The organism is Glutamicibacter sp. Je.9.36 (assembly GCF_051129975.1).
GTDB lineage: Bacteria > Actinomycetota > Actinomycetes > Actinomycetales > Micrococcaceae > Glutamicibacter.
In genome coordinates this window covers 355,542-373,581 of sequence record NZ_JBCPSN010000003.1, presented here as the reverse complement: position 1 = coordinate 373,581, position 18,040 = coordinate 355,542, and the positions used below count along the sequence as shown (strand labels likewise).

16 protein-coding genes, 1 tRNA gene and 2 pseudogenes are annotated in these 18,040 nt (G+C 57.5%); 12 read left to right on the top strand and 7 right to left on the bottom strand.

The features are described 5' to 3' along the window. The first annotated feature begins 126 nt into the window (after positions 1–126). The 3 genes from AAZQ98_RS10125 to AAZQ98_RS10115 all read left to right on the top strand — a co-directional run bounded on the left by AAZQ98_RS10125 (position 127) and on the right by AAZQ98_RS10115 (position 3,235). The gene (locus AAZQ98_RS10125; RefSeq protein WP_105657092.1) at positions 127–2,454 is read left to right on the top strand and encodes a helix-turn-helix transcriptional regulator; all 2,328 of its coding nucleotides are present in this window, start codon (positions 127–129) and stop codon (positions 2,452–2,454) included. A gap of 272 nt (positions 2,455–2,726) precedes the next feature. Continuing rightward, positions 2,727–2,990, top strand: coding sequence for a type II toxin-antitoxin system Phd/YefM family antitoxin (locus AAZQ98_RS10120; protein ID WP_105657093.1), 264 nt, complete (start codon positions 2,727–2,729; stop codon positions 2,988–2,990). Further along, positions 2,987–3,235 carry a type II toxin-antitoxin system RelE family toxin gene (locus tag AAZQ98_RS10115; protein ID WP_105657094.1) on the top strand — a complete coding sequence of 83 codons (249 nt, stop codon included), beginning with the start codon at positions 2,987–2,989 and terminating at the stop codon, positions 3,233–3,235. Before AAZQ98_RS10120 ends, AAZQ98_RS10115 begins: the two co-directional genes overlap by 4 nt. A 285-nt stretch (positions 3,236–3,520) precedes the next feature. Here the strand turns inward: AAZQ98_RS10115 and AAZQ98_RS10110 are convergent. Continuing rightward, positions 3,521–4,846, bottom strand: a pseudogene (locus AAZQ98_RS10110) (CocE/NonD family hydrolase); the annotation flags it as partial. A gap of 135 nt (positions 4,847–4,981) precedes the next feature. Here AAZQ98_RS10110 and AAZQ98_RS10105 point away from each other — a divergent pair. Beyond that, positions 4,982–5,269: a hypothetical protein gene (locus AAZQ98_RS10105; protein WP_434691880.1), complete on the top strand. Its 288-nt coding sequence runs from the start codon at positions 4,982–4,984 to the stop codon at positions 5,267–5,269. A gap of 390 nt (positions 5,270–5,659) precedes the next feature. On the opposite strand, the gene AAZQ98_RS10100 is transcribed toward AAZQ98_RS10105, so the two are convergent. Continuing rightward, entirely contained in the window at positions 5,660–7,450 is a 1,791-nt protein-coding gene (locus tag AAZQ98_RS10100; RefSeq protein WP_105657291.1) for an ABC-F family ATP-binding cassette domain-containing protein, read from the bottom strand. Positions 7,451–7,647: 197 nt separating this feature from the next. Here AAZQ98_RS10100 and AAZQ98_RS10095 point away from each other — a divergent pair. From AAZQ98_RS10095 to AAZQ98_RS10085, 3 genes are all read left to right on the top strand, one after another. After that, positions 7,648–7,722, top strand: a tRNA-Gln gene (locus AAZQ98_RS10095). 133 nt (positions 7,723–7,855) lie between these two features. Then, positions 7,856–9,307, top strand: a complete 1,452-nt coding sequence (glmU, locus tag AAZQ98_RS10090; protein ID WP_388024133.1) for a bifunctional UDP-N-acetylglucosamine diphosphorylase/glucosamine-1-phosphate N-acetyltransferase GlmU — start codon at positions 7,856–7,858, stop codon at positions 9,305–9,307. A gap of 72 nt (positions 9,308–9,379) precedes the next feature. Then, positions 9,380–10,360, top strand: a complete 981-nt coding sequence (locus AAZQ98_RS10085) for a ribose-phosphate diphosphokinase (RefSeq protein ID WP_332499429.1) — start codon at positions 9,380–9,382, stop codon at positions 10,358–10,360. Positions 10,361–10,546: 186 nt separating this feature from the next. On the opposite strand, the gene AAZQ98_RS10080 is transcribed toward AAZQ98_RS10085, so the two are convergent. The 3 genes from AAZQ98_RS10080 to AAZQ98_RS10070 all read right to left on the bottom strand — a co-directional run bounded on the left by AAZQ98_RS10080 (position 10,547) and on the right by AAZQ98_RS10070 (position 11,984). Next, the gene (locus tag AAZQ98_RS10080) at positions 10,547–10,999 is read right to left on the bottom strand and encodes a hypothetical protein (protein ID WP_434691878.1); all 453 of its coding nucleotides are present in this window, start codon (positions 10,997–10,999) and stop codon (positions 10,547–10,549) included. Beyond that, a complete protein-coding gene (locus AAZQ98_RS10075) occupies positions 10,996–11,217 on the bottom strand; it encodes a PadR family transcriptional regulator (protein ID WP_434692154.1) in 222 nt (73 codons plus the stop codon). The genes AAZQ98_RS10080 and AAZQ98_RS10075 overlap by 4 nt, the downstream gene beginning before the upstream one ends. A 266-nt stretch (positions 11,218–11,483) precedes the next feature. Beyond that, positions 11,484–11,984, bottom strand: a complete 501-nt coding sequence (locus AAZQ98_RS10070; protein WP_434691875.1) for a tetratricopeptide repeat protein — start codon at positions 11,982–11,984, stop codon at positions 11,484–11,486. A 498-nt stretch (positions 11,985–12,482) separates the two neighbouring features. On the opposite strand from AAZQ98_RS10070, the gene AAZQ98_RS10065 reads away from it, so the two are divergent. The 5 genes and pseudogenes from AAZQ98_RS10065 (at position 12,483) to sufU (ending at position 15,840) form a co-directional block, all read left to right on the top strand. Further along, positions 12,483–12,743 (top strand): hypothetical protein, encoded by a 261-nt coding sequence (locus AAZQ98_RS10065; RefSeq protein WP_434691873.1) that lies wholly within the window; start codon positions 12,483–12,485, stop codon positions 12,741–12,743. A 197-nt stretch (positions 12,744–12,940) separates the two neighbouring features. Next, positions 12,941–13,213, top strand: a pseudogene (locus tag AAZQ98_RS10060) (50S ribosomal protein L25); the annotation flags it as partial. Positions 13,214–13,255: 42 nt separating this feature from the next. Next, positions 13,256–13,837 carry an aminoacyl-tRNA hydrolase gene (gene pth / locus AAZQ98_RS10055; protein WP_105657104.1) on the top strand — a complete coding sequence of 194 codons (582 nt, stop codon included), beginning with the start codon at positions 13,256–13,258 and terminating at the stop codon, positions 13,835–13,837. A gap of 257 nt (positions 13,838–14,094) precedes the next feature. Then, positions 14,095–15,387, top strand: a complete 1,293-nt coding sequence (locus AAZQ98_RS10050; RefSeq protein WP_434692152.1) for a SufS family cysteine desulfurase — start codon at positions 14,095–14,097, stop codon at positions 15,385–15,387. After that, entirely contained in the window at positions 15,388–15,840 is a 453-nt protein-coding gene (gene sufU / locus AAZQ98_RS10045; RefSeq protein WP_105657105.1) for a Fe-S cluster assembly sulfur transfer protein SufU, read from the top strand. An 80-nt stretch (positions 15,841–15,920) separates the two neighbouring features. On the opposite strand, the gene nhaA is transcribed toward sufU, so the two are convergent. Together nhaA and AAZQ98_RS10035 are read right to left on the bottom strand one after the other, a co-directional pair. Next, the gene (gene nhaA / locus AAZQ98_RS10040) at positions 15,921–17,270 is read right to left on the bottom strand and encodes a Na+/H+ antiporter NhaA (RefSeq protein WP_434691869.1); all 1,350 of its coding nucleotides are present in this window, start codon (positions 17,268–17,270) and stop codon (positions 15,921–15,923) included. A gap of 170 nt (positions 17,271–17,440) precedes the next feature. Then, positions 17,441–17,935 (bottom strand): DUF2505 domain-containing protein, encoded by a 495-nt coding sequence (locus tag AAZQ98_RS10035; RefSeq protein ID WP_105657107.1) that lies wholly within the window; start codon positions 17,933–17,935, stop codon positions 17,441–17,443. Between the last annotated feature and the right edge of the window lie 105 nt (positions 17,936–18,040).

Below are 18,040 nucleotides of genomic sequence, written 5' to 3'. Positions count from 1 at the left end.
CGGGCATTGCCCTATTCCTAGCAATATTTCTCGACCGTGTGAGCTAAAGTCCGGCGGTGCCCCTGTGTCAAAAAACTACCCGGAACTCCTTCCGAAAGATCCCAAGTCAAAAGATATAATTTGGGCATGGACCCCCAAACGCAGTCAAGGCCTCCCGCTGAAGAACTTGTTGCCGAGATTTTATGGGACCGGATAGCCCCAAGCCTCGATCCGGAGATACGCTTGTTGTTGATCTATGCGCCGCAAGAATCGAATCGGCACCGGGTGGCTCTACGATGGCTCGATGGCCAAGGCGAGCTGATCAACGTGGGTATTCCGCCCGAGGAGATCTTCGATAAAATTGCCGAACAGCAGATGCGTGCACCCAACACACGCATAGCGGTCATTCTTCCTGCTGATTTTCCCGCCGCCAAGATGCTGCGCCATTTCAATGCTCACGTTGTTGATTTCAAGGATCTTTTCTTAACCGCTTCAGATATATCCACGTTGACCGGAGAAGATTTCCCTGATGCAGAAAGATTATGGCAACTGACCGGTGGTTGGCCTGGTTGTGTGCGTAGTCTCTTGGCGGATTCCTCTAATCAAAATGCTGCAGTCAATGCGCTGCGTCGTGCAGCCTTGCCATGGATTGATGCTCTTGATCCTGAAGGCATATTGAGGGAGTGCGCGTTCCTTCCTGAACTTACTGAAGATCTCATGGTAGCTTTCTATGGCGATCGTTATCCAAACCCTCCAAGTATCTCGGCCCTTAGCCGCGCGGCCATGGCACAACGCTCCCTGTCCGGGGACTGGGCTATGCCCCAATTGCTTCGGCAGGTGATTATTGACGACTTGGAGTGGCGGGAGCCCCAGCGTGCACAGTGGCTCCACGAGCACGCCATCGAATCCATGCATGCGGCTGGAAGAACCGGCGAGGCCGTACGTTCAGCACTAGGCAGACATTCGTGGCGGGCTCTTTCCACCGTCCTCGTCGATGGGTGGGTGGACCTTTTTACCACTGAGCCACGTCTCCTATTCGAGGCAGGCACCCGGTTGCCTCGATGGGCTACTCGACGATCGCAAATCTATGGTCCTGCGATGAAGATCGCTGCCGCGGCCGTTAAAGACCGGATGGTTATTCCTTTTCCGACAACGGAGCCTGACTATTTGACGGATCAGACTGCCCAATTGCTACGCGAGCACACCATCGAGCTCTATAGGCAACCGAAATCTGAGGCTGTCTTCGCGGGCTTGGTTGAGTTGGGAATACTGAGGTTCCACGGCCACTACGGTTCCGAAGGGGCAGATGCCGCACGCCGTCTACGTCGTGCGGTCCGGCAGGCAACAGCTGCTGGCAATGTCAGACCATCGTTGGCAGCCATGGCTGAATTACATGCCGGAATGTCGATGGATATCGCCAACGAACGCCCTGCGGCGGCAGCCGCTTACGAATCTGCGTGGTCCTTGGCCGAGGTTACGGAAAACCATTTTATTGCCGCGGATGCAGCATCCAAATTGTCGCTGGTTCATGCTCAGGAAGGCAACACCCGTGCTGCTCGTCGCTGGCTCGTAAGCTTCCGCCATCATCATTCCAAGGTTCGTTGGGGTTCGGCAATGGTCGGTCGAGCTGCAGAACTTGCCGAAGCATTCGTGGCTTTCGCCGAGTTGGATATCGGAAAATTGGGTTCAGTACTTGGTCAACTGCCAGATGAGCCTGATAACGATGAGTTTTGGGCGGTGCACGCGCTGCTACTTGCCATCCATGCGGCATCGACTGATCGAGCAGAGGCAGCGCACCGGATTCTGGGGGCACTTGTGCTCTCCCGCCCCTATGCAGCCAATTCACCCATGGCCGGTAGAGCCTTGCATCATGCCGCAGCATTTCTGGGTGTTGAGGGTGGTTTCAATGCGTTGAACCATCAAGGCGCGTCCACAATACCCGCTTCTTCACCTGAACTCATTGCAACCCGTGCGCTGTATCGACTGTATCGGGGGGACCGCAACGGGGCTCTTGCTGTTCTGGCGGCAACGCCGAGCTTAGTGACTGGAGCCCGGCACGATAATCTGATCCGAAATACGCGGCTAGCAGCACGTTACATTGGGGTGCTGCCGGAAGGCGTCCTGGAGGACATTGCAAAACGACATGCATTGGATGGTGAGCTGATTGATTTGGCCCCGTTTTGGATGAGCGGGAGCATGTTGGAATTGGAAGAGTTGCTGCAACTTACTTCCGATCAGCTGGGCAGATTGAAGATTTTTATGCCACCCACCAGTGTCGAAGTCAGGCCTGTTTTGACTGATCGTGAACTCAGTGTGCTCGCAGGCCTGCGTGCGGACCGTTCACGCGGTCAGATCGCAGATGAGCTTTTTGTCTCGCCTAATACTGTTAAATCCCAGATTAGTTCTCTATACCGCAAGTTGGATGTGAATTCAAAAGCAGAAGCACTAAAAATTGCCACACGTTGGGGGTACTAATCAGCGCCTGGTAAGCCCCAAGAGATATCCAATGAGCCTAGATGTATCAATACTCATGGGAAGAGTGCTTTACGGATAGGCGGTTTATGGAACTGGGTTTAACTACGAAATGACTTGGAAAATCTGTTGATTTTTCAACTGTCGAAAATATCGTCAAGGGAAGTTGATTGATGTGTCGTAAACGACGATTTTGACACGCACCGCCGATGCTTTAGTTTTCAATTGAAACTGTCCATTATGTATATTGTGTACACAAATGATATCGTAGAAGAATGAACTCCATCACCTCCTCTGTCACGATTCGCGCACTTCGCGATGGTCTTGCTGATGCTGTTAGCCGTGCTAGCTATGGGCATGAGCGTGTGCAGATTACGAAGAATGGAAAGCCTGCTGCGGTCCTCATTGGACCTGAAGATTTTGAGCTTTTGGAGCAACTGGAGATGTTCCGGGATGTCGCCGATTATCGAGCCGCCAAGCTGGTCGATGATGGCGAGCGCATTAGCCTCAGCGAACTGCGCGCTGAGCTCGACGCGTGACCTCTTGCCGCGTCGAATTTACCACTTCGGCTGCTAAAGAACTGAAGAAGCTAGACCCTGGTATACGGCGTCGCGTTTTGTTAGGTATTGCTCATCTGGAGAGGGATCCTCGTCCTAGCGGGTGTAAGAAACTAGTAGGTGAAACTAACGCGTGGCGGATTCGTATTGGTGACTACCGGGTACTTTATGAAGCGATGGACGAGGTTCTTGTCGTCACGGTCGCCCGAGTGGCGCATCGTCGCTAGGTTTATAGGTAGTCGTCGCCTGAATTGTCAGCTAGCCGCGTCTGGGGCTCCGTTATCAATGATTTCTAGTCGTTGAGCGATTCATTCGCTTTGGCCTTATTTAGGCGGATCGCGCATGGTTCATGCAGGCATTGCGAGATATCAATGCCGTTGCTCGACCTTCGCCCGCTGCGGGGTGAATGATCCTGAGACTTTCAGCTGTGTGTAATCACTCCACATAACCGGCGTACGAACACAATTCCCCGTGGCGCGCTCAGCGCCACGGGGCAGTTGCCAGTATTCAGCTCAGGTCGTCGCGTGCCCTGAAACCGACATCAGCGCCCGTGCCGTCAAGCCCATGGTCAGGCGCCACTTGAGGGAACCAGGCCAAGGGTTCTTGATCCATTCCCCCTGTGCTTCGACTGGAACGATGGGCAGATTCACCTTGGAACCGGTTACGCCGGACAAGATGTCGTTGTGCGAGACGACCATGTCATCTTCGGTGCACGTATTCAGGTCGATGAAGCTGCCTGGGTTGCGTTCGTAGGTGGGGAACTTGCCGCCCGAGATGGCAATTTCAATCCTTTCTCCGGGTTGGACTTGGACCGAGGTCGGGCGCATCTCGATGGTGTAGGTGACTTCTTCGCCTGGCACCACGGCCTCGGGCTTGTCCCGGCCATTCCGGTACCGTGCGCGGGTGATGCCTTCGCTGTAAAGCCGCGAGGTTCCATATGCTGAAACGACATTCAGCTCAACCAGCCAGTCGACGTCTGTGGAGGAGGTTCGAGCTTTGAGCTCGACGCTTGGCCATCCGGTAATCTCGACCGGGACAGTAAGCACGTCCGATTGGTAGACCAGGACCCCAGGGTGGTCGTGATGTGCTCCGACATCGGGCAGGCCACCAACGACGGACTTGGCATCGTATGGGTTGCGCGGATCGTAGTCGAATGAGCGTTCACCTTCTGGGCCTGGATCTACGCTGAGCCTGTTGTCGGCGCGAAGGTAGTGGGAGGTGACCTTGGTTCCAGCGATGGGCCACTGTTGCTCAGCGCGCCACTTGTTGGCACCCAAAACGTAGATGTACGCCGATGGGCTCGACTCATCTCGCTTGCTGTCTCGATTGCGCGATGCGATCCAATCGAACACGATCTGGTTGGTATCCACCGTGCTGCCAGGAAGTTTGACGCCAGACAATTTTTCGCTGACGAAGTTTCCGTGCTGCCACGGGCCGACGACCAGGAGCTGATCGGTCGATGCCATCTCGCTGGCCAGCTCGAACTGCCGCACCGTATTGCGGGTAAAGAGGTCGAACCAACCGCCAATGTGGGCGATTGGAACTTCGATGCGTGCCGCTTCCTCGCGCTCGACGCAGCTCTCGGAAAAGAACTGCGGATCATCTCGGTGGTTCAGGCGGTCTTCCAGCAACGTCGGGAAATGACGGAAGAATGGGAAATCGGACATTGGAAGCCTACGGTATTTTGCCGCTGGATTTGCATTCAAGGCGTCGAGTTCGTCCTTGATCGCAGCACGCTCCGGCTCGGGCTTGGTCGCGATCATGGCTGGCCCGACGATTGGGTTGGTGGCCCATCCCAAGACGTCCTTGATCGACATCACTCCATTTTGGAAAGTGCGGGTGGTGTATTCATTGTTTGCAGTATATTTTTTCCAGTCGAAACGTCAGCGCACGATCTTTGGCCCGACGTCTTCGTCTCTATTTCGTCGGTGGTAGCTTCTCTTGCTCGGCCACTGGCCGTCATTTTTCTACTCATGAAGTTCCGCACTGGATTAGAAAGTCTCTTGGAAGCGATAAAAGACCGTTTGCCCAGCATGGAAAGCCTGAAAAGTCCTTGGCTTGAGGCTTCGTGGAGCACCGCTGCAGTCAAAGTCCTGTCCGAAGGAATCAAGAGTTTAGGTCAAGAGCAGACTGTTGGCTCTGAGCCATCGGACGAGCTCTCATCGCAACTCGCGAAGGTGAAACCATCGGCCGGGGTTATTGACGCATTTCTCGAGGTTGAGCGGCAAGTCGGAAAGTATCTTAAGGCTGTTGGTTCCTAGCCCTCACGTGCTGGATCGTCCATCACCGCCTTTCGACGAGATTCCTCCGCCCCCAGTAATCTGAAAAAATGCTGTGACCGAACTAGCTTCGCTTCGAAATGCCGCCGCTCATGAGGTGGGAGATATAAGCCTTGAATCAGCTCTGGAATACATCCGTGTGGCGTCGCAAGTAGCTGGAGAGCTGGATTCCCTCACCAATGAATCGTCGACGGGACTGTCGCAGGGACCCTTCTAAAGGCGCACGGCAGTGATATTTTAGGAACCGTACACAGCCAGTAACGTGGCAAGCCAGTACCAAATAAACTAACAGTAGCGTCGCCTTAACTCGTCTGCGTGTGTCTCAACAACGACCGTTTCCGGACCCTCCAGCTCAGTCACAGTACGCAGACGCTATCCGAGCAGCTCGGACAGTTCCAGCCACCGTTCTTCCAATTCGTCGATCTGCGCTTGATACTCGTTGATCTCAGCGGTGAACTTGCCCAGCCCTTCATAGTCGCTCTGGTCATGATCGGCCATCTTGGCGTGGACCTTGGCGATCTTTTCCTCTAGCTGGCCGACCTTGCGTTCATTGGCATTCAGTTCCTTCTGCGCGGCACGCAGCTCTGCGCCCGAAGGGCCAGCAGGCTTGGCGGCAGTTTCGGAAGAAGCCTGCGAAGGATTGGACCCGCCAGTGGAACCTTCGGCAGCTCGCAGCAACAGGTACTCGTCCACGCCGCCGGGCACGTGGCGGAAGTTGCCGTTCAGGATCGCGTACTGCTGGTCGGTGACGCGTTCGAGCAGGTAGCGGTCGTGGGAAACCACGATCAGTGTGCCGGGCCAGGAATCCAGCAGGTCTTCCAGGGCCGCCAGCATGTCGGTATCGACATCATTGGTCGGCTCATCGAGGATCATCACGTTGGGCTCATCCATCAGGATCATCAGCAGCTGCAAGCGGCGGCGCTGGCCGCCGGAGAGTTCGGCAACCTTGGTCGACAGGTGTGCCGAGGAGAAGCCCAAGCGCTCCAGCAGCTGGGCCGGGGTCAGGTCCTTGCCATCCACGTTGAACGTGGTGCGGTAGCGGGCGAGGATTTCGCGGACCTTGTCCTGGCCGATCTGCTCCAGTTCGCGGAACTGCTGGTCCAGCACGGCCAGCTTCACGGTCTGGCCGCGCTTGATCTTGCCGCCAGTTGGCTCCACGGTCCCGGCGATCAGGCCCAGCAAGGTGGATTTGCCGGCGCCGTTGGCACCGAGCAGGCCGGTGCGTTCGCCCGGGCCGATGCGCCAGGTGAAGGGCTTGAGTACTTGCTTGGCGCCGAAGGAGACCTCGGTGTCCAGCAGGTCGATGACGTCCTTGCCCAGCCGGCTGGTGGCCATCTTCTGCAACTCCAGCGGGTTGCGTGCCGGCGGGACATCGGCGATCAGCTGGTTGGCTGCCTCAATGCGGAACTTCGGCTTGGAGGTACGGGCCGGAGCGCCGCGGCGCAGCCAGGCCAGTTCCTTCTTCATCATGTTCTGGCGCTTGTTTTCGGTGACCGCGGCGATGCGGTCGCGTTCCACGCGCTGCAGCACGTAGGCGGCGTAGCCGCCCTCGAAGGGCTCGACCAGGCGGTCGTGCACTTCCCAGGTGGTGGTGCAGACCGCGTCGAGGAACCAGCGGTCGTGGGTGACGACCATCAGGCCGCCAGCGTTCTTGGACCAGCGGTTATTGATGTGCTCGGCGAGCCAGGAGATGCCTTCGACATCCAGATGGTTGGTCGGTTCGTCAAGGATGACGACGTCCCAGTCCTGCACCAGCAGCGCGGCCAGAGCCACGCGGCGGCGCTGGCCGCCGGAGAGGGTGCTGACCTTCGCTTCCCAGTCCAGGTCTGCAACCAGCCCGGAGATGATGTCGCGAATGCGCGCTTCGCCGGCCCACTCGTGGTCGTCCATCTCGCCCACCACGCAGAAGTGCACGGTCGCTTCGGGATCCAGGGTGTCCGACTGGTCCAGCACGCCCACGCGCAGGCCGTTGCGCTTGGTAACACGCCCGGAGTTGGGCTCGATCCTGTCGGAGAGCATGCCGAGCAGCGAGGACTTTCCTTCGCCGTTGCGACCCACCAGGCCGATGCGGTCGCCATCGGAAATGCCGATGGTTACCGAGTCGAAAACGACATGGGTGGGATATTCCAGATGTAGGGCTTCGCCCCCGAGTAAATGAGCCACAATTTCCATTTTACGTTCCGGGAGCAAATCGAGGCCCTGGCAGGACCATCTGAGCGTGTGCCGTGCCAGGGGACTTGGGCAGTTTAAAGCAGAGAATAAAAGTGAGTTTAGCTACGGTGTTTTGCGATTTCGCACATTGGGCTGATCATGGCAGAATAATTAGCGTGCTTGTCGGGCATGACCTGCGCAAGCCATTTTCCGCCCTGGTGTAATGGCAACACGCCAGCCTTTGGAGCTGTGCATTCTAGGTTCGAATCCTAGGGGCGGAACCAATGATGAAGCGTCACGCAAGTGGCGCTTTTATTTTTTAACCAGTTTCAGCGCACCCCGGAGCTCGCGATAGACTTGCTTTGAGGTTTTACTTCTCTGCCCAAAACCTTGAATCCAATTTGCAGGAGAATGCACTTGAGTGATCAGGTCAACGCACCAGTAGCTGTCATCGTCCTAGCCGCCGGCGCTGGCACTCGCATGAAATCGGCGAAGCCGAAGATCATGCATGAAATCGCAGGTCGGTCGATGATTGGCCACGCACTCTACGCGGCTTCCGCGTTGGAGCCGCAGAACCTGGTAGCGGTGGTCCGCCACCAGCGCGATCTGGTCGCAGAGCACATTCTGGGACAGTTCCCTTCCATCACCATTGCCGACCAGGATGAAATCCCGGGTACCGGCCGTGCCGTGCAGTTGGGCTTGGAAGCCGTGGACCCATCGCTTGAAGGCACCGTTGTGGTGACCTATGGCGATGTGCCGTTGCTCACCAGCGAGGTGCTCCAGGAACTGGTTGCTACGCACGAGTCGAACCGCAACTCCGTGACCGTGCTGACCACCGAATTGGATGACCCTAACGGCTACGGCCGCATCCTGCGCGATGAACAGGGCGAGGTGGCAGGAATCCGCGAGCAGAAGGACGCTTCGGCAGAAGAACTGCTGATCAAGGAAATCAACTCCGGCATCTACGCTTTCGATGCCCAGATCCTGCGTTCGGCGCTGACCGAAGTCACCACCGAAAATGCGCAGGGCGAAATGTACCTGACCGATGTGCTCGCCATCGCCCGCGCACGCGGTGGCCGCGTCGCCTCCTCGCAGATCGCTGACCGCTGGCAGATCGAGGGCGCCAACGACCGCGTCCAGGTTTCCAATCTGGCCCGCATCTACAACGAGCGCAAGACCGAATTCTGGATGCGCCAGGGCGTGACCATCGTTGATCCGGCGACCACGTGGATCGACGCTGACGTCATGATCGGCCAGGACGCCACCCTCAAGCCAGGCACCCAGCTGCACGGCGAGACCATCATCGGCGCCAATGCCACTGTTGGCCCGGACAGCACCCTGACCAACGTGGTTGTTGGCCAGCGCGCTACCGTGAAGCGCACCGACGCCACCGACTCGCGCATCGCTGATGGCGCCTCGGTTGGCCCGTTCGCCTACCTGCGTCCCGGCACCGACCTCGGTGCGGATGGCAAGATCGGCGCCTTCTACGAAACCAAGAACGTCACGATTGGCCGTGGCTCCAAGCTCTCGCACCTCGGCTACGCCGGAGATGCTGAAATCGGTGAATTCACCAATATCGGCTGCGGCAACATCACCGCAAACTACGATGGCGAAAAGAAGCACCGCACCAAGATCGGTTCGCATGTGCGCACCAGCTCCAACACCGTATTCGTAGCCCCGGTTGAAATCGGGGACGGCGCCTACACCGGAGCCGGAGCCATCGTCCGCAAGAACGTCCCGGCCGGTGCCTTGGCACTGTCTGTGGCACCGCAGCGCAACTCCGAGGGGTGGACGCTGGAAAAGCGCCCAGGCACCTCCTCGGCTGACGCAGCGTTCAAGTCCTCGCTGAACTCTTCGGCTTCCGAGTAATTCAGCTACAGACTTCATTTCCTCGACAACAACCTCATACGTGATAGCGAAGCGAGCGAGAAAGCAAACCCCATGAGTGAAATCAGCCATAACGTCGACAAGAAGCTGGTGCTGGCCACCGGTCGTGCGCACCCTGAGCTGGCTGCAGAAGTAGCCAAGGAACTCGACACCGAACTGCTGCCTTTGAACGCCTACGACTTCGCCAACGGCGAGATCTACGTGCGTTCGGATGAATCGGTTCGCGGCAAGGACGTTTTCCTGCTGCAGTCCTACCCAGCACCAACGAACAACTGGCTGATGGAACAGCTGATCATGATTGACTCGATGAAGCGTGCTTCGGCCCGCCGCATCACTGTCGTGGCACCGTTCTACCCTTACGCACGCCAGGACAAGAAGGGCCGCGGCCGCGAGCCGATCTCGGCCCGCCTGGTTGCCGACCTGTTCAAGACCGCCGGTGCTGACCGCGTGATTTCCTGCGATCTGCACACCGCGCAGATCCAGGGCTTCTTCGACGGTCCGGTGGACCACCTGTTCGGCTTCCCGCTGCTGGCTGACTACATCAAGTCCAAGGTCGATGTAAATGAAGTCACCGTGGTTTCCCCTGACACCGGCCGCGTGCGCGTTGCCGAGCAGTGGGCAGATCGATTGGGTGGCACCCCGCTGGCCTTCGTCCACAAGTCCCGCGATCTGACCGTGCCTAACCAGGCCGAGTCCAAGACCGTGGTTGGCCAGGTGGAGGGCCGCATCGCGGTCCTGATCGACGACATGATCGACACCGGCGGAACCATCGCAGGCGCTGTGCGCGTGCTGAAGGAAGCCGGCGCCAAGGACGTCATCATCGCGGCTACCCACGCGGTCTTCTCGGATCCGGCTGCCCAGCGTTTGGCTGATTGCGGTGCCCGCGAGGTTGTTGTCACCAACACCCTGCCAATCCCTGAAGAGAAGCGTTTCGAGAACCTCACCGTGCTCTCGATCGCCCCGACGATCGCCCGCGCGATCTCGGAAGTATTCCACGACGGTTCGGTCACGAACCTGTTTGACGGCCGCGCCTAGCAGCCCTCGTTTCGCAAAGCCTCTGGCCGGCACCTTAGGGTGCCGGCCAGAGGCGGTTAAGCGATCATTGACAGTGCCCGTAAGAGGAACCTTTAGCGGGATACCCGCTACTTGTCTGTAGTTCCTCTGTCTCGGGTAGCGCGCTTCTAGCCAAATCGACAGATTCTCACGCTGGAGATAAATTGCTTACTCACCCTGATTCGTAGGCGCAATCTCACCACCTCCCAACACCTCGACACCATCAATGATCATTGGATCAGATGGTGTGGTCCGAGCATTCTCTTCAATCATCCCCTCGGGAACAATAATCTGAGTAACCTCGTGATTCGAGATTGCTGAAAACCCAGCAATTCCTCCGAGTGTCAGCACAGCAGCAATAAGGGCAGTGGGTAACAGAATTTTCATAGCTTTATCCTCTTTGAATAGGGTCGGGTTGGACAATGAAGCAAGCCCATGGGCAATCCGCAAACGTGCGCCAGCAATAAGGGCACCGGCAACGACATCAGTTGACGGAATTTCCAACTCACTGCAATCCCGAAGATCCGCCCTCCATTGCTCTGAGCGCACCTGCCGCAGATGTGCCGGGGTTACGAAAAGCGATAGTCGCAACAGTGCACGTACCAGCAACGTCTGACTCATGCGAGTCTCCTGGATTGAGAGGCAGCACCCATGGATGCTTTCGGCCTCTGGGTGGAAATGTACTCCTGGGCATGCGGAACAGCCTCCGCTTCCAACTTAAAGTACCGCCGGCGGGGACCCTTGCGAGTCAGATCTGTATCCCACTCGCTAGTAATCCAGCCAGCATCCTCCAAACGCTCCAGAATCGGGTAAACCGTTCCCGTCTTCAACCCGGTCATCTTCACGATCTGGAGACCCCAGATCGACTCGGATGATTCCATGAGCGCACTAACGACAGCAGCTGTAGCAGGGGTATGTCTCGTCAAGCGTTCCATACCCTAATGCTACCTATGTAGATTTAGGCGGTCAAGCAACGGCAGCCAGTCATTCCCAACTTTGGTGGCTCACCACATTTCAGGGAAACTTGTCCAAAAGCGGATCCTTCTATGAACCATTGTCAGAATTTCCAAAGGATTCCTTACCGCAGGTTTCTTCTGTGATCTTCTCACTGACGGGCCGGAAAGGTGCCCGGAAGTTCCTCCGCATACTCTTTCAGGGCTCTCTTGTAGCCGTCGAGCGTAGGTATGAGAGCGAGCAGCGCGGTACGCAGTGCATCTCCGTAACGACCTTCGTCATATAGTGCTAGGGCGAGAAAGGCTTGGCGCGCGTCATCGTCGTTCCCTAATGAAGGCGCGGATTCGAGTATTGATACTGCCTCTGCCGACGCGCCAACGTTGCGCAGGGTGCTTGCCAATTGGATAAACACGCGTGTTGCACGTTCCCCTTCAAGTCCCGCTTCGATTGCAGCCCTATAGTACGGAATTGCGTCAGTTTCCAATCCTAAAGAGTCATGGACCCCGCCCAATTCAAAGAGAGCCGACGCATCGCCTGGCGGCCGTTCCGAAGCGAGGGACCGCATCGCTGCGATGGTGGCGGTAGGGTTCGACTCGTCAAACGCAAGCTCGTAAAAGTCATCGATCTTCTGATCCCAGGGAGAGTTAGTCATGGCCATAGTCTGACAGGTGACAAAACAAACGACAATGAAGTGGCTCGTGATCACGTTGCCCCGTAAGCCGGTCGTCATACGGGATATACGTGTTCTTGACTCGGCTAATTTTTGAAACACCGAGTTTTCAAACACTTCGGATTCCCATATACCCCGCCCGAGAAAATGCCCGGTGAAGGTGCCTTATACGGACACGGAAAACTATTATTTATGGTGGATCATGGACCAAGAGGGGCAGTATGGAACTTGGCATACGCCAGGTCGCTGTGGGAGGGCTGGAACGCGCTGAGCTACTGCAACGCATGGTCCAAACAGAGGTTCAGCTTAACGACTACGCCAAAATGCTGTTAGCCCACCGGATTTTCGATGAGGTTGTGTCGGCCCCAAAAGGTGACCGTGGTAAGTCGTAATCTGCGACAGCTTGGTTTGGAGGTCGGAGCAACGTTGACTCAGGTCCTTGAACGCGCAGTCAGCGTCGGATTGAAGTTGTGCCCCGCCATGACCGGCCCGTATCTGCGACTGGATTTTCTGGACCAAGCGTCTTCCAGCAAATCAGTGCTCAGTGATGGGAAGAAGCCAGCTGATTCGTTGACCGTCGCTTCCGCGGCACCCGGCGATCAGGAATTCCCGCGCGGATTCTATCTGCGGATGGTGGATGGAGTGCCGCGGCTGCGCGGTTATCGCTGCGATGACGCCCACGGCTTTACGCTGGACGATACTTTTTGTTTTCCAAAGCCGTTGAGCGGAATCCAGGAATAGTGGCGTTCGCTACAGGTTTTCCCGTTGGCGATGGCAGCTGGTAGAATTGTTGACTGTGCCCAGGCGAGGGAAACACCAGCAATGGTGGGACCGTTATCGACAAGGCCGGAAAAGCTCTTTCATCTCCTAGATGTTGGATGCTTCCCGAGTCCACGCAAGGGCCTTAACGAAGCATTCATTTCCTAAGGAGAATTATCATGGCATCTGTCAACCTTGACGCCGTTGTACGTAGCGATTTCGGCAAGGGCGCTGCCCGCCAGGCTCGCCGCGATGGCCAGATCCCAGCAGTTGTCTACGGTGCAGGCTCCGAGCCACAGCACGTACTGCTTCCAGGCCGCGAAACCACCCTGGCCGTTCGCGACCGCGGTGTTGAGCTGGTTCTGAACATCGAAGGCAAGACCGTGAAGACCACCATCAAGGACATCCAGATCCACGCGCTGAACCGCACCGTTGATCACATGGACCTGATCATCGCTGCCTAATTACAGCGAACTAGATTTTAGCTGAGCATCATGAGTGATGGAACTTGGCTCGTAGCCGGACTCGGGAACCCCGGGTCCGGCTACGCTGGCAATAGACACAATATCGGGCAGATGGTGCTCGATGAACTGGCTCATCGAGTCGGCTCGAAATTCAAGACCCACTCCTCGCGTTCCCAGGTTGTCGAAGGACGCATGGGGGTTGGCGGTCCACGCATCGTGCTGGCCAAGCCCATGGTTTTCATGAATCTTTCGGGCGGGCCGGTAGCTAACGCGGCGAAGTTCTTCGGCATCGATGCCGCCCGGCTGATTGTCGTGCACGACGAGATTGACATTCCCTTCGATACCATCAAGCTCAAGCGCGGTGGCGGTGAAGGCGGGCATAACGGCCTGCGGGATATCTCAAAGGCCATGGGCTCCAAGGACTACCTGCGCGTGCGCGCAGGCGTTGGGCGCCCTCCGGGCCGCATGGATACTGCCAAATGGGTTTTGCAGGACTTCTCCAAGACCGAAAAGGCCGATCTTCCGTTTCTGATCGACAATTGCGCTGACGCAGTGGAATTGCTGATGAACTCGGGATTGGAAGCTGCCCAGGCAAAATTCCATATCAGCTGACCGCTGATCCCTATGGGGCGCGGTGAAGCCAAGCGGGGACCGCTGGGGACTTGAACGGTCCGCAGCGGTCCTCGACTTCATTAAATTAGGAAAGCTATGGACCGAGGCGTTCCTTACTAAGGCCTAACTTAGATGTGCTTCGAGGCCCGGAGTGGAATAATTACCCAATGTACCCCTTGCCTAATAGGCCTGTGACGATTCTTTGCCACGGCCTGTCCGGCATCCATGACAATTATTCGGAGGACCACGTGCACACGATGACCGGTCAGCCAGAAGCCCTTGAGGCGTTGACAGCTGCAGAAGTTGAGCGCATCAAGGCCGACTTTGAAATTCTGGAGCACCAAGTCAACGGCGTTGACGTTGTGTACCTGGACTCCGGCGCCACCAGCCAGAAGCCGCGTTGCGTCTATGAAGCCGAGCAGCACTACTACGAGAACGCCAACGCAGCAGTACACCGCGGTGCGCATTCCTTGGCAGTTGAAGCTACCGAGATCTATGAGGAAGCACGCGAGAAGGTCGCCAAGTTCATCGGTGCACGCACCAACGAACTGGTGTGGACTGCCAATGCCACCGAAGCGCTGAACCTGATCAGCTACTCGATGTCCAATGCCTCCTTGGGGCGCGGGGGAGAGGCCGCGGCCCGATTCCGCTTGGGCCCGGGCGATGAAATCCTCACCACCGAACTTGAACACCACGCGAACCTGATCCCGTGGCAGGAACTGGCTTTCCGCACCGGTGCTACGCTGCGCTATGTGCCCGTCACCGAAGACGGTGCACTGCGCTACGAATTGCTTGATGAGCTGGTTACCGAGAAAACCAAGCTCGTTGCCTTCACCCACGTTTCGAATGTGCTGGGCACCATCACCGATACCCAGAAGTTCGTTGACGCTGCCCGCAAGGTCGGCGCCCTGACCGTGCTGGACGGATGCCAGTCCGTGCCTCACCTGCCGGTCGACGTGAAAGCCCTGGACGTTGACTTCATGGCTTTCTCCGGCCACAAGATGCTCGGCCCAACCGGAATCGGCGCACTCTACGGGCGTGAAGAACTGCTCAACGCAATGCCACCGTTCCTCACGGGTGGATCGATGATCACCGTGGTGGACATGGAGCACGCAGAGTACATGCCATCGCCGCAGCGTTTCGAAGCCGGTACCCAGCGCATCGCCCAGACCCACGGCTTGGCTACCGCAGTCAGCTACCTGGATGAAATCGGCATGGGCCGTATCGCGGCCTGGGAAGATCACCTCGGAGCGATGCTCTATGAAGGCATCTCGAAAATCGAAGGCGTGCGCGTTTTCGGTCCGGCCGACGCGCAGCGTATCGGTACTGTCCCGTTTGAAGTGATCGGGGTGCACCCGCATGATGTCGGCCAGTACCTTGACTCGCGCGGCATTGCGGTGCGCGTGGGCCACCACTGTGCGCAGCCGCTGCACCGCGCCCTGGGCGTGAATTCCACGACCCGCGCCAGCACCTATCTGTACAACACGGAAGAAGACATCAAGGCCCTGCTTGAGGCCTTGAGCTCCGTGCGCGAATACTTTGGAGTTTAAATGAACGAATTGGATCAGCTATACCAACAGGTCATCTTGGACCACTCGAAGCGTCGCATCGGTTCGCCGTTGGTTGAGACCACCGAAGGATTGCTGCACGGCGAGTCCCACCAGCACAACCCGATCTGCGGCGACCAGATCCGTGTCCGCGTAGAGCTTGATGACCAGGAGCATTTCACCTCGATGAGCTGGGAAGGCGATGGCTGCTCCATCTCCATGGCCTCTGCCTCGGTGCTGGCCGAGATGTTGCCAGAGCTGACCAAGGAAGAATTTCTTGGGAAGAGGGACTATTTCCGCGAGATGATGCGCTCCAAGGGAAACTTCCAGCCGGATGAAGAGGTGCTGGAAGACGCCGCTGCCTTCGTCGGCGTCTCGAAGTTCCCCGCACGCGTCAAGTGCGCAATGCTCGCTTGGGTAGCCGCTGAGGTCGCCATGCACGAGGCCCGCAAATAGTAGCAAAACCAAATAGCTCGGGCGCCGGCTTCCACATGTGGAAGCCGGCGCCCGAGCTATTTCTTCAGGATTCCAGAAGGCTACTTTCCTTCGTCGTCCTGCTGGTACACATCAGGGATGCCATCCTTATCGGCATCGCGGGTCTCTCGCTCGTGCAGGACCTTGTATCGGCGGTTACGGGGAATCAGCCACAGGGCACCGAGGATCGCTGCAATGAATGAACCAGCCAGGATTGCTACCTTGGCATGCTCATAGTGCGCCGACTCCAAGCCGAAGGACAGTTCGGAAACCAGCAGGGATACGGTGAAACCGATACCTGCCAGCAACGTGACGCCCAGGATGTCGCCCCAGCGGGCGTCCTTGTCCAGCGAGGCCTTGGTGAACCGGGTCAGCAGCCAGGTCGAGCCCATGATGCCGATCGGCTTGCCGAGCACCAGACCCAGAACGATGCCCCAGAACACTGGATCGGTGAGCAGGCCGCCGCTGCCTTTTTCAGGGGAAAACACGGTCACGCCGGCGGCGAAGAAGGCGAAAATCGGAATGCAGAAGCCGGAGGACAGCGGGCGGAAACGGTGCTCGAATCGTTCAGCCAGGCCGATGCCTTCACGGCCATCGGTGCGCTTGACCGGGACACAGAAGCCCAAGACCACACCGGCGATAGTGGCGTGGATGCCGGAGCCGAAGACGAAGATCCAGGTAATGACACCCAGCGGCAGCAGGATTGCCCACGCGGCCCACGCACGCTTGGCGAAGAACTTGCCAAGGAAACGGGCAAGGACCGTGAAGAGGATGATAGGGATCAGCGACAGGCCCAGGTAGGACAGCTTCAGGTCATCGGTGAACACGACGGCGATAATGACAATAGCAATCAGGTCATCAACGACGGCCAACGTCAGCAGGAAGATGCGCAGCGCTGCGGGAAGCGCCGAACCAATCACCGCGAGCACAGCCACGGCGAACGCGATATCGGTTGCTGTCGGAATGGCCCAGCCACGCAACAGCTCGCCGCCACCGGACATGGAAGCGATAGCGACAAAGATCAATGCCGGCACCAGCACGCCGCCAAAGGCGGCCGCGACCGGTACGGCTGCCGTTTTCGCATTGCGCAGGTCGCCAATGACGAATTCTTTTTTCAGCTCCAAGCCGGTCAAGAAGAAGAACACCGCCAGCAGTGCATCGGCAGCCCAGTGGCCGATGGACAGGTTCAGATCCACACCGAAAAGGGTCGGTCCGAAGTGGAAATCACGCAGAGCGAAGTAGGACTCGCGCAACGGGGTGTTAGCCCAAACCAACGCCAGCAAAGCGCCGGCGATGAGAACCATGCCACCGACGGTCTCCTTGCGCAGGATATCGCCGATACGGACCGATTCTTTATAGCTGGGGCGCGAAAACAGGTTCTTGCTGGAACCCGAAGACGGAGTTTGGGTCATACGTGTAACTCGCTTACTTCGTTAAATGGATATTTCTCGCCGACCAGACTTCCCGGCACACCTGTCTTTAACCCTAGCGCCAACAGTGCTTCAGAGCACAAATCCCCGGACGCTTTGCGAGAAATCGCACGTCCGGGGATTGAATGTGAAAGGAAACTATTTGGAGTGGCTTATTTCGAAAGCCAGGCATTGACCTGAGCGGCCTGCAAATTCAGTGCCTTGCCCAGGTATGGCTCCGCAGCCGAAGCCAATTTGCCGCCGATGAATGGAATTGACGAAGAAACCTTGGCGTCAATGGAGAACTCGGAAGTTTCGCCCTGGGCCTTGAGCTGTTCGGTGCCGCTGACGGTCACCGGAACACCAGCAACGGAGATCTTTACCGTAGCCGAGCGGTTGCCGGCAGCATCTGGGGCCGTCCACTGGTCTACCTGGGTGATCTCGATGGTCGCGCCAACGAATTTGCGGGCGATATCCGGAACGCGATCGGTGGGGACCGAACGAACGGTGGTCACGGTGAAGGCGCCTGCGGTATCGCCGTTCACGGAGAAATCGGTCAAGGAACCGTTGGCGACCTTGGTCAGGTGCTCGGCAAAGCCACGATCGCTAAGCGTAGCGATGACCTGGTCTGCAGGGTGGGCGATCTGAGTGCTTGCGTTCAATGCCATGAAAGCTAATCCCAATCTGGAAATCTAAGTGGCCGGGCAACGAAATCGCAGGCCCGGCAACGGACAGTATTAACACTATCTGCAAAGCCGCATTGGGTAGGCTAG